The sequence below is a fragment of the Geodermatophilus sp. SYSU D00663 genome (genome assembly GCF_054050655.1).
Genome location: NZ_JBJGZT010000002.1, coordinates 93639 through 104909, shown reverse-complemented (window position 1 = coordinate 104909; position 11271 = coordinate 93639). Strand labels below are relative to the sequence as shown.

The 11271-nt window shown below is 76.4% G+C and carries 12 protein-coding genes; 9 read left to right on the top strand and 3 right to left on the bottom strand.

Going from position 1 to position 11271, the window contains the following annotated elements; genetic code table 11:
• Positions 1-26 precede the first annotated feature (26 nt).
• The 3 genes from ACI79Z_RS02010 to ACI79Z_RS02000 all read left to right on the top strand — a co-directional run bounded on the left by ACI79Z_RS02010 (position 27) and on the right by ACI79Z_RS02000 (position 3244).
• Positions 27-1139: an EAL domain-containing protein gene (locus ACI79Z_RS02010; protein WP_456901517.1), complete on the top strand. Its 1113-nt coding sequence runs from the start codon at positions 27-29 to the stop codon at positions 1137-1139.
• Positions 1140-1585: 446 nt separating this feature from the next.
• A complete protein-coding gene (locus ACI79Z_RS02005; protein ID WP_387990504.1) occupies positions 1586-1870 on the top strand; it encodes an HU family DNA-binding protein in 285 nt (94 codons plus the stop codon).
• A gap of 117 nt (positions 1871-1987) precedes the next feature.
• Complete coding sequence (locus ACI79Z_RS02000) at positions 1988-3244, top strand: serine hydrolase domain-containing protein (protein ID WP_456901516.1); 1257 nt, start codon at positions 1988-1990, stop codon at positions 3242-3244.
• 57 nt (positions 3245-3301) lie between these two features.
• On the opposite strand, the gene ACI79Z_RS01995 is transcribed toward ACI79Z_RS02000, so the two are convergent.
• Positions 3302-3763: a MaoC family dehydratase gene (locus tag ACI79Z_RS01995; RefSeq protein ID WP_387990510.1), complete on the bottom strand. Its 462-nt coding sequence runs from the start codon at positions 3761-3763 to the stop codon at positions 3302-3304.
• A gap of 86 nt (positions 3764-3849) precedes the next feature.
• Between ACI79Z_RS01995 and folP the strand changes: the two genes are divergently transcribed.
• From folP to ACI79Z_RS01975, 4 genes are all read left to right on the top strand, one after another.
• On the top strand, positions 3850-4710 hold the full coding sequence (folP, locus tag ACI79Z_RS01990) for a dihydropteroate synthase (protein WP_387990512.1): 861 nt from the start codon (positions 3850-3852) through the stop codon (positions 4708-4710).
• Between the two features lie 108 nt (positions 4711-4818).
• Positions 4819-5397, top strand: a complete 579-nt coding sequence (locus ACI79Z_RS01985) for a universal stress protein (RefSeq protein ID WP_387990515.1) — start codon at positions 4819-4821, stop codon at positions 5395-5397.
• 43 nt (positions 5398-5440) lie between these two features.
• Positions 5441-5875, top strand: coding sequence for a PaaI family thioesterase (locus ACI79Z_RS01980; protein WP_456901515.1), 435 nt, complete (start codon positions 5441-5443; stop codon positions 5873-5875).
• 79 nt (positions 5876-5954) lie between these two features.
• On the top strand, positions 5955-7553 hold the full coding sequence (locus tag ACI79Z_RS01975) for an AMP-binding protein (protein WP_456901514.1): 1599 nt from the start codon (positions 5955-5957) through the stop codon (positions 7551-7553).
• Positions 7554-7613: 60 nt separating this feature from the next.
• Here the strand turns inward: ACI79Z_RS01975 and ACI79Z_RS01970 are convergent, their stop codons facing one another.
• The gene (locus ACI79Z_RS01970) at positions 7614-8360 is read right to left on the bottom strand and encodes a hypothetical protein (protein ID WP_456901513.1); all 747 of its coding nucleotides are present in this window, start codon (positions 8358-8360) and stop codon (positions 7614-7616) included.
• 68 nt (positions 8361-8428) lie between these two features.
• Positions 8429-9403 carry an AraC family transcriptional regulator gene (locus tag ACI79Z_RS01965; protein WP_387990528.1) on the bottom strand — a complete coding sequence of 325 codons (975 nt, stop codon included), beginning with the start codon at positions 9401-9403 and terminating at the stop codon, positions 8429-8431.
• Positions 9404-9557: 154 nt separating this feature from the next.
• On the opposite strand from ACI79Z_RS01965, the gene ACI79Z_RS01960 reads away from it, so the two are divergent.
• Positions 9558-10235 (top strand): NAD(P)-dependent oxidoreductase, encoded by a 678-nt coding sequence (locus ACI79Z_RS01960; protein WP_456901512.1) that lies wholly within the window; start codon positions 9558-9560, stop codon positions 10233-10235.
• 38 nt (positions 10236-10273) lie between these two features.
• Positions 10274-11266 (top strand): NAD(P)H-quinone oxidoreductase, encoded by a 993-nt coding sequence (locus ACI79Z_RS01955; protein ID WP_456901511.1) that lies wholly within the window; start codon positions 10274-10276, stop codon positions 11264-11266.
• Positions 11267-11271: the final 5 nt, after the last annotated feature.

Genomic DNA, 11271 nt, shown 5'->3' with positions numbered 1-11271 from the left:
CCGGACGGGTCGGGCGGACGGCGTCGGTGGCCGATCCCCTCGCCATGACGGGGATGCTGACGCGGCGGCTGCCGGACTGCCGCCCCCTGCTCGCCGATCCCGACGACCTCACGCTGGTCTTCCAGCCGATCGTGGACCTCGCGCGGGCCCGCGTGGCCGGGTACGAGGCGCTGTCCCGGTTCCCGGGCACCGCCGGCCCGGAGGTGTGGTTCGCCGCGGCCGCGGACGCCGGGATCGCCGCGGACCTCGAGGCGCTGGCCCTGCACAAGGCCCTGGCCGCCGTCCCGGACCTGCCCGCGGACACCTTCCTCACCGTCAACGTCGGTCCGCACCTGCTCGGGACGGCGCCGGTGCAGGAGGCGCTGGCCACCCGCCCGGACCTGCACCGCGTCGTCGTCGAGCTGACCGAGCACGCGCCGGTCGACGACCTGGGCGCGCTGCGGCTCCAGGTCGCCGCGCTGCGGGCGCGGGGTGCGCTGGTCGCCCTCGACGACACCGGCTCGGGCTGGTCGGGCCTGCAGCAGCTGGCCGCCCTGCGGCCGCAGCTGGTCAAGCTCGACCGGTCCCTGGTCGCCGGCGCCGACGCCGACCCGGTGCGGATGGCGCTGGCGGAGATGGTCGGCGAGTTCGCCGGCCGCATCGACGCCTGGCTGCTCGCCGAGGGCATCGAGACCCGGAGCGAGCTGGCCGCCTTCTGCCGGCTCGGCGTACCGCTGGCCCAGGGGTGGCTGCTCGGCCGGCCCACGCCGGGGTTCGCGCCGCTGGACCCGGACGTCGCCGCGCTGGTCCGCGGCTGCGCCGCCCGCGCGCGGACGGCGTCCACCGTCGCGGGCCTGCTGCGGCCGGTGCGCCAGTGCGAGGTCACCGAGGCCTTCCCCGGTGTGCCGCCGGTCGTCCTGGTGGGCCCGCAGGGCGAGCCGCTGGCCCTGCGGCTGACCGACCCGCGCACCGGGCAGGCGCACACCGCCCCCGTGTCGCTGCGTGCCGAGCCCACCGACGACGTCACCGCCACCCTGCAGCGGGCGCTGACCCGCTCGCCGGCCCAGCGCTTCGACCCCGTGGTCTGCACCGACGCGGCCGGCGCCGTGGTGGGCCTGCTGCGCGTCGAGGACCTGGCCTCCGCGGCCGCCGCCCGCTGACCGCACCCCGGACCACCGGGAGGAACCGCCCGGTGGAGACGTCCACCCGCGGGGGACGTCGTCCCCGGCCGCACCGCCTCGTCACCGCCGCCGACGACGCCGGGACCCCGGCCGGGTCGCCGCTCCGGCCCGACACGTCACCGCCCGGGCACGGGTCGCCGACGGCGGGGTCGGTCCCGGGGGACCTGCGGCACGCGGCTCCCGCCGTGTCGCGGGGGGCCACCCCTCCCCGGGACGGGTGGTACCGGCGGGTCCGTAGGGTCGTGATCAGGCCCGTGCACTGGCCAGATGCCCCGTCGGCGTGTCACGGTGCCCCGGGCCGGACCCCCGACGGGGACCGGTCCGTCCCGGGCGCCCGCCCGGGACCGCCGCCGCGGACCCGCGGCCGGCACCCCACCCGGCGGCCCGCCGAGACCGCGCGGGCCCCGACGTCTGAGAGGAACCCCGTGAACAAGGCCGAACTCGTCTCCGCCATCGCGAAGCGCGCCGACGTCCCCAGCTCCACCGTCGACGCCGTGCTGAGCGGCCTGCAGGAGGAGCTCGTGGAGGCGATCACCCGCGGCGAGAAGGTGGCCGTCTCCGGTCTCATCACCGTCGAGCGGACCCAGCGCTCGGCGCGCACCGGCCGCAACCCGCAGACCGGTGAGTCCATCGAGATCCCCGCGGCCAACACCGTCAAGGTGACCGCCGGCTCCAACCTGAAGAAGGCCGCGAGCAACGTGCCGGTCTGACCCGCCGGGCCCCCCGCCGGGGCGGCGCCTGCCCCCTGTGACCCCGCCCACGTCCCGTGGGTCAGGATGCGCAGGCAGGCGCCGCCCGAGGGCGGCGGTGCCGGGACGGAGGAGCACGTGGCGAGCGGACTGGCCCTGGACACCGACCCGGCCGAGGTCGGCCTCGACGCCGGCCGGCTGGAGCGCCTGGACAGGCGGCTGGCCCGCTGGGTCGACGACGGGCAGCTGCCCGGCTTCCTCGTCACGGTGTCGCGGCACGGCCGGCTGGCCCACGTCGGGCGGTACGGCTCCCGCGACGTCGAGAACGGCCTCCCGGTCGAGGAGGACACCCGCTGGCGGATCTTCTCGATGACCAAGCCGGTGACCTCGGTGGCGGCGATGATGCTGTACGAGGAGGGGGCCTTCGAGCTCACCGACCCGATCGCGAAGTGGCTGCCGGAGTTCGCCGAGACCCGCGTGTACGTCGCCGGGTCGGCGCAGAAGCCGGTCACCCAGCCGCAGGTCGAGCCGATCCGGGTCCGGCACCTGCTCACGCACACCTCCGGGCTCACCTACGGCTTCCACCACGCCCACCCGGTCGACGCCATGTACCGCGCGATGGGCCACGAGTGGGGCACCCCGCCCGGCGTCGACTCGGCCGAGGCGTGCCGCCAGTGGGCGTCGGTGCCGCTGGTCTTCCAGCCCGGGTCGGAGTGGAACTACGGCGTCTCCACCGACGTCCTCGGCCGGCTCGTGGAGGTCGTCTCCGGCCAGACCCTCGACGTCTTCTTCGCGGAGCGGGTCTTCCGCCCGCTGGGCATGACCGACACCTCCTTCGGCCTGCGCGAGGACGACGACGTCGACTCCCTCGCCCGGCTCTACGCCGCCGTCCCCGGGCAGCCCGGCGGCCCGGCCACCTCCTTCGCGCCGATCGACGCCATGGGCGAGGCGGCGCACCGCAAGCCGACGTTCCTGTCCGGCGGCGGCGGGCTGGTCTCGACGGCGGCTGACTACCTGCGCTTCTGCGAGATGCTGCGCCGCGGCGGCTCCTACGACGGCGGGCGGCTGCTCGGCCCGCGGACGCTGGCGCACATGGTGCGCAACCACCTGCCCGGCAACGCCGACCTGGAGACGTTCGGGCGGCCGCTGTTCGCCGAGACGCCGCTGCGCGGGGTGGGCTTCGGGCTGGGCTTCTCGATGGTGCTGGACCCGGCGCGCTACGGCGGCGTCGCGAGCGTCGGCGACTACAGCTGGGGCGGGGCGGCGTCGACGGCGTTCTACGTCGACCCGGTCGAGGACGTCGTCGTCAGCTTCTACACGCAGCTGCTGCCCTCGAGCACGCTGCCGATCCGGGCCTACCTGCGCGCCCTGGTCAACCAGTCGATCGTCGCCTGAGGCGGTGCGCTCCCGCGGACGCGCCCCGGGCGCGTCCGCGGGAGTGCACCGCCCGGCCTACAGGTAGCGGCGGTAGACGACGGTGGCGACCATCGCGGGCTTGGTCTGGCCCTCGACCTCGACGGTGACGTCCATGTTCATCGCGATCCCGCCGTCGAAGGGCGTCGCGGACGCGAGCGTCGCGCCGGCGCGGACGCGGCTGCCCACCGGCACCGGCGAGGGGAAGCGCACCTTCTCGGTGCCGTAGTTGACGCCCATCCGGAAGCCGGTGATCTCGACGATCTGCGGCAGCAGTGACGGGACCAGCGACAGCGTCAGGTAGCCGTGCGCCACCGGCCCGCCGAACGGGCTCTCCTTCTTCGCGCGCTCGACGTCGACGTGGATCCACTGGTGGTCGCCGGTCGCGTCGGCGAACTGCTGCACCTGCTCCTGGGTGACCTCGACCCAGTCGCTGTGGCCCAGGTGCCGCCCCACGAGCCCCTGCACGCCCTCGACCCCGTCCACGGTGGTCTGCGCCATCGCCTGTCCTCCTGTGTCCCTCGGTCCGGACCGCCGGTGGTCTGGTTGGCTGACTCCACCACATCGGCCGGGACGGAGGCGACGGGGTGCTGCGACTGGGCCGGCGGGACGTGCCCGACGGCGGGCTGGTGGTCATGGCGATCGTCAACCGCACGCCGGACTCCTTCTACGACCGCGGAGCGACCTACGAGCTCGCCGCCGCGGTGGAGCGGGTGGACCGGGTGGTGGCCGAGGGCGCGGACGTGGTCGACGTCGGCGGGGTGAAGGCCGCCCCGGGCGCGGAGGTCTCCCCCGCCGAGGAGATCCGCCGCACCGTGGACCTGGTCGCCGCCATCCGCGCCGCCCACCCGGACCTGCCGATCTCGATCGACACCTGGCGGGCCGAGGTGGCCCGGGAGGTGCTCGCCGCGGGGGCGGACGTCGTCAACGACGCGTGGGGCGGGGTCGACCCCGAGCTCGCGCAGGTCGCGGCCGAGGCGGGCGCGGGCATCGTCTGCACACACGCCGGCGGGCTGCCGCCGCGGACCCGGCCGCACCGGGTCCGGTACGACGACGTGGTGGCCGACGTCGTGGCGCGGACGACGGCGCTGGCCGAGGCTGCGGTCGCCGCCGGCGTGGACCGCGAGCGGGTGCTGGTCGACCCCGGCCACGACTTCGGCAAGAACACCCGGCACTCGCTGGAGGCCACCCGCCGGCTCGGCGAGCTCGTGGCCACCGGCTGGCCGGTGCTGGTGGCGCTGTCGAACAAGGACTTCGTCGGGGAGACCCTCGACGTCCCGCTGGAGCAGCGGCTGACCGGCACGCTCGCCGCGACGGCGGTCAGCGCGTGGCTGGGCGCCCGCGTGTTCCGCGCCCACGACGTCGCCGCGACCCGCCAGACGCTGGACATGGTCGCCGCCATCCGCGGCGACCGTCCGCCGGCGCGGACCACCCGCGGCCTGGCCTGAGCCGACCGGGCGCGGCGGAGGGCCCTTCCGCCGGGCGGCCGGACGGATCATGCTCGGGTCGCCCGCCGGGGCGCCGGGTCCCGCGGGGACGGTGCCGGGGAGGCCGTCATGACCGAGCAGGTCGCAGGCGTCGAGGAGTCCCGGGCCCACGGGCCGCGGGTGGTGGTGGGCGTCGACGGGTCGGCGGGGGCGCGGGCCGCGCTGCGGTTCGCCCTCGACGACGCCGTCCGCCGGGGCGTTCCCGTCGAGGCGGTCACCGTGTACCGCCCGCCCGAGGCGTGGATGGACTTCGACGTCGTCGGCGACGTCCACTACGAGCGGGCCGAGGCCGCGGCGGTGGAGCGGGCCGAGGCGTTCGTCGAGGAGGTGCTGCGCGAGGTGCCGGAGCCGCACCCGGTGATCCACGTGACGGCCGTGCTCGGCTCGGCGGCCGAGGGCCTGGTCCGGGAGTCGGTGGGCGCGGACCTGCTGGTGGTCGGCAGCCGGGGGCACGGCGGGTTCTCCAGCGTGCTGCTCGGCTCGACGGGCCTGCAGTGCGTCCTGCACGCGCCGTGCCCGGTCACCGTCGTCCACTCGGCCGAGGCGCACCGCGAGCGGCTGCACCTGCGCCGCCGCCCCGACGGCGAGCGGGTCCGCACCCACCGCCGCCGCTTCCGCCGGGCGAGGACCGACTCCGCCGCCCCCTGACGCGGCCGGGTCCCCCCGCTCGCGCGGCGCTACGGTCGCGGCCGTGGCCGCTCCCGGGTTCCTCACCGCCGACGAGTTGAACGCGCTGCTGCCGGGCACCCTGCCCGGGCTGATCGGGCTGACCGTCACCGCGCACGAGCCGGGCCGGCTCGAGGCCGCCCTCGACGTCCGCCCCGAGCTGCTCGCGCCCAACGGCTACCTGCACGCGGCCACCGTCGTCGCCCTGGCCGACACCGCCTGCGGCCTGGCCACCCGCGCCCTGCTGCCCGACGGGTCGGCCGGTTTCACGACCATCGAGCTGAAGAGCAACTTCCTCGGCACCCTCCGCGAGGGCCGGCTGCGCACGGTGGCGACGAACGTGCACGCCGGCCGGACCACGCAGGTCTGGGACGCCGTCGTCGCCTCCGACGCCGGGAGGACCCTCGCCCTGTTCCGGTGCACCCAGTCGGTGCTCTGGCCGCGGGAACGGGAGAGGTGACCGGCGAGTAACCCGCGTGTCGCGCGACACACCCGGGGTGTGAGACTGGCGCCACTACGCACCCCTGAGGAGGAGCACCGTGGCTCTGGCCAGTCGTTACCCCGACGTCGAGATCCCCGACCAGTCGGTACCCGAGTTCGTCCTCGCCGGCGGGGCGTCGCGGCCGGACGCACCTGCTCTGGTCGACGGGCTGACCGGTGACTCGATCACCCACGGCCAGCTGGCGACCTACGTCGACCGGGTCGCGGCCGCCCTCGCCGCCCGCGGCCTGCGCAAGGGCGACGTCGTCGCGGTGCTGTGCCCGAACACCATGTGGTACCCGGTCGTCTTCCACGGCATCGCCCGCGCCGGCCTGGTGATGAGCCCGATCAACTCGCTCTACACCGCCCACGAGGTCGCCTACCAGCTCAAGGACTCCGGCGCGAAGGTGCTCGTCACCGTCTCGCCGTTCCTCGACCGCGCGCTCGAGGCCACCGAGCAGACGCCGGTCGACGAGGTCATCGTCATGGACGGCGCCGAGGGCCACGCCTCGCTGCTGGACCTCATCACCAGCGACGCCCCGTCGGTCGAGGTCGACATCGACCCCGCGAACGACCTGGTCACGCTGCCCTACTCCAGCGGCACCACGGGCCTGCCCAAGGGCGTCATGCTCACCCACCGCAACCTGGTGGCCAACGTCAGCCAGTCCCGCCCGCTGGTGGAGCTGGTCGAGGGCGACGAGCGGATCATCGCCGTCCTGCCGTTCTTCCACATCTACGGCCTGACCGTGCTCATGAACCAGGGCCTGCAGTGGGGCGGCACCGTGGTCACCCTGCCGCGGTTCGACCTCGAGCAGTTCCTGCGCACGATCCAGGACCAGAAGATCACCCGCGCGTTCGTGGCGCCGCCCATCGTGCTGGCGCTGGCCAAGCACCCGATGGTCGACCAGTTCGACCTGTCCTCGCTGCGCAGCATCACCTCCGGCGCCGCGCCGCTGGACGAGGCGCTGGCCCAGGCCGCCCAGGACCGGCTGCGCAAGGGCGCCGCCGACGGCGTCGTCGTCGCGCAGGGCTACGGCATGACCGAGCTGTCGCCGGTCTCGCACACCACCCCGGACGCCACCCGGCTGCCCGAGGGCGTCACCGAGGTGCCCAAGGGCTCGGTCGGCCTGGCGCTGCCCAACACCGAGTGCCGCCTGGTCGACCCGGAGACCGGCACGGACGCCGCCCCCGGTGAGCGCGGGGAGCTGTGGGTCCGCGGCCCGCAGGTCATGAAGGGCTACCTCAACAACCCGACGGCGACCGCCCAGACCCTCGACGACGAGGGCTGGCTGCACACCGGCGACGTCGCGGTCGTCGACGAGAACGGCTGCTACACCGTCGTCGACCGGGTCAAGGAGCTCATCAAGTACAAGGGCTACCAGGTGGCCCCGGCCGAGCTCGAGGCCGTGCTGCTGAGCAACCCGGCCATCGCCGACGCCGCCGTCATCGGCGTCAAGGACGAGGAGAGCGGCGAGGAGCTGCCCAAGGCGTTCGTCGTCAAGGCGCCCGGCGCGGAGATCTCCGAGCAGGACGTCATGGACTTCGCCGGCAGCCGGCTCGCCCCGCACAAGAAGATCCGCGCGGTGGAGTTCATCGACCAGGTGCCCAAGTCCGCGGCCGGCAAGATCCTGCGCAAGGACCTCAAGGCCCGCGCCTAGCGGTCGTCCACAGCGGGCCGGCTCCCCTCCCGGGGAGCCGGCCCGCTGCCGTCCCCGGCGTCACCAGGGCGTGCCGAGGACGGCGTCGCGGGTGCGCCCGTGGCGTGCGCCGGCGAACCGCAGGACCAGCCGGGCCGGGCGGGAGGCCGTCTCCAGCACCATGACCCGCTCGGCGGGGTGGCAGGCGTCCAGCAGCCACGGCAACGTGAACAGCGCCTGACCGGCGGGCAGGCCCCGGCGAGCGGCCCGCTCGGCGCGGCCGCGCTCGGCGGCCGACACGTGCTCGTCGACCAGCGGCAGCACGACGGCCTCCTCGGCGTCCAGCCGGGCGGCGACCAGGTCGGCGAGGTCGGTCAGCGCGAGGGCCAGGGCGGGAGCGCCGGCGCTCACGTCGCGGGCGAACAGCGGCAGCGCCAGGACGGCCCGCGTGAGCGCCTCGTCGAGGGCGGCGTCACCACCGGGGCGGCGCACGTCCGGGCCCCCGCCGGGCAGCACGACGCGCGACACCGCGGCCTCCAGCCGCCGGCGCAGCACCGCGTGCGCCCGGACCTCGGCCAGCACGCCGCTCGTCCAGCGGACCAGCTCGCGCTGCCGCTCGGGGCAGCAGGACTCGTCGAAGGCGATGCCGGTCAGGGCCTCGGCGACCACCCGGGTGCCCGAGCGCAGCGCCCGGTGCAGCAGCGCGTGGTCGCCCAGGGAGCGGACCGGGCCGCGGCGGGCGGGCGCGCGGCGGACGGGGGCGGGGGACGTCGTCGTGGAGGTGCTCGTCGGAGGGGTGCTCGTCGGAGGGGTGCTCGTCGTGGTCACGGTGGGGACGGTGCCGCCCGGCCCCTGCAACGGGCTTGTGGCCAGCTTGGACGGCGCCGGGACCGACCTCAGGAGCGTCGCGCGGCCGCCCCGGCCGCGGTCGGCGGGACGCCGACGATCCGCTTGTACGCGCGCGAGAACGCGGCCTCCGACTCGTAGCCCAGGCTCCCGGCCAGCTCGCCCACCCGCGCCCCCTGCCCCAGCGCGACCGTGGCCAGGTGCATCCGCCAGCGGGCCAGGTGGTGCATCGCCGGCTCTCCGGCCAGCTCGGTGAACCGGGCGGCGAACGACGAGCGCGACATGCGGGCCTCCCGCGCCAGCCGGGTCAGGGTCCAGGCCGAGCCGGGCTCGCGGTGCAGCGACGCCACGGCCCGCCCCACCTGGGGGTCGCGGAGGGCCCGGAGCCACCCCGGGCCCGTGGCTGCGGTGTCCAGCCACGCCCGGACGGCCTGGACGACCACGACGTCGGCCAGCCGGGTGATCACGGCCTCGGCGCCGGGCCGGTCCACCGCGGCCTCGTCGGCGAGCACCCGGAGCAGCAGCGGCAGCCAGCCGGTCCGGGCCGGGTCCGACCCGTCGACCACCAGGACCGGCGGGAGCAGGCCGAGCAGGTGGGCGGCGCCCGGCCGGTCGGGCTCGACCACCCCGCACACCATCGCCGCCGGTGGGCCTCCGCCGTCGAGCCGCAGGACGGAGCAGTGGTCGCCCAGGTACCGCTGCGGCAGCAGGTCGGCGCGCCCGGCGACCGGCGCCCCGGGGCCGCTGCGCAGCAGGTGCCCGCGCCCGTGCGGGACCAGGGCCAGGTCCCCGACGCCGAGCTCGCGCCGCTCGCCGTCGACCTCGAGCAGGCAGCTGCCCCGGGTGACGACGTGGAAGCTCATGCACCCGGCGAGGGCGGGCATCTCCAGGCCCCACGGCGCGGTCGCCTCCGCCCGGCAGTAGAAGGTGCCGCGGATGCGGAGGTCGGCCAGCACGCCGCCGAGGGGGTCGACCGGCGCCCAGGGCCGGGCGTGGTCCCCGTCGGTCACGGCGTCCGCGTGCACGGTCCCAGCCTGCTGGCGTCCGCACCGGGCGTCCAGGTCCGCCGGACGAACGGGCACCGTCCGCGGACGCGCGGTCATGGGCTCCGGCCGCCCCGGCCGCCAGTGTCGACGGCGACCGGCGACGGGCGCCGGCGGGACCGGGAGGAGCAGGGACGTGCGCGTTCTGGTGGTGGGTGCGACGGGTGGATCCGGACGGGCGGCCGTGGAGGCGCTGGCCGGGCAGGGACGGGAGGTGACCGCGTTCGCCCGGCGGGCGTCGGCGGCGTACGCGGGGCGTCGCGGCGTCCGGGCCGTGGACGGCGACGCCACGGCGCCCGGGGACGTGGCGCGGGCGGTCCGCGGGCAGGACGCCGTGGTGGTGGCCCTCGGCATCAGCGAGCACCCGCTGCGGGTGCGCCTGCTGGGCAGCCGCGGCACCCCGCTCGACGTCCGCTCGCGGGGGACGGCCGCGGTGGTCGCCGCGATGCGGGAGCACGGCGTCCCGCGGCTGGTCGTCCAGTCCTCCTACGGCGTCGGGGAGACGCGGGGGCGGCTGCCGCTGTCGGCCCGGCTGGTGTTCGCCCTCCTGCTGCGGCCGCAGATCGCCGACCACGAGCGGCAGGAGCGGGTCGTCCGGGACAGCGGCCTGGACTGGACGATCGTGCAGCCGGTGTCCCTCACCGACGGCGACGAGCCGGCCGCGACCTCGCCGGCCGGGGACACCGGGGGGATGCACGTCTCGCGGCGGGCGCTGGGCGGGGTGCTCGCCGACCTGGTGGCCGAGCCCGGGGGCGGGCGCTGCCTCACCGTCTCCGGCGCCACGGCGTCGGTGGCGCCCGCACCGAGCTCCTGAGAGCGAGCTCGCGGGAGGGTCCTCCTAGGGTCGGGGGCATGCGTGCGGTGATCGCGAGTCGACCGGGCGGCCCCGAGGTCCTCGGCTGGGGTGAGGTGCCCGACCCGGTGGCCGGTCCCGGCGAGGTCGTCGTCGACGTCGCGGCCACCGCCGTCAACCGGGCCGACCTGCTGCAGCGGGCCGGCCACTACCCGCCGCCGAGGGGCGCCAGCGAGGTCCTCGGCCTGGAGTGCAGCGGGATCGTCAGCGAGGTCGGCGAGGGCGTGACCGGCTGGTCGGTGGGCGACGAGGTGTGCGCGCTGCTGGCCGGCGGCGGGTACGCCGAGCGGGTCGCCGTCCCGGCGGTGCAGCTGCTCCCCCGCCCCGCCGGCGTGGAGCTGGCCACCGCGGCCGCGCTGCCCGAGGTCACCTGCACCGTCTGGTCCAACGTCTTCCAGCTCGCCGGCCTGCGCCGGGGCGAGAGCTTCCTGGTGCACGGCGGGTCCAGCGGGATCGGCACGATGGCGATCCAGCTCGCCGTCCGGGCCGGCGCGCGGGTGTTCACCACCGCCGGCAGCGCGGCCAAGCTCGAGTTCTGCCGCGAGCTCGGCGCCGAGGTGACGATCGACTACGGGTCCGAGGACTTCGTCCAGCGGGTGCGCGAGGAGACCGACGGCGCGGGCGTCGACGTCGTGCTGGACAACATGGGCGCGAAGTACCTGGCCCGCAACGTCGACGCCCTCGCCGTCGGCGGGCGGCTGGTGGTCATCGGCATGCAGGGCGGCACGCGGGCGGAGCTGGACATCGCGAAGCTGCTGGCCAAGCGGGCGTCGGTGGCGGCCACCGCGCTGCGCTCGCGCCCGCCGACCGGCCCCGGCGGCAAGGCCGACATCGTCGCCGCGGTGCGGGCGCAGGTGTGGCCCGACGTCGAGCGCGGGGTGGTCCGGCCGATCGTCGACCGGCGGCTGCCGATGTCGCGGGCGGCGGAGGCGCACCGCGTCGTCGAGGCCAGCGAGCACATCGGCAAGGTGCTGCTGCTCCCCGACGCGTAGGGACG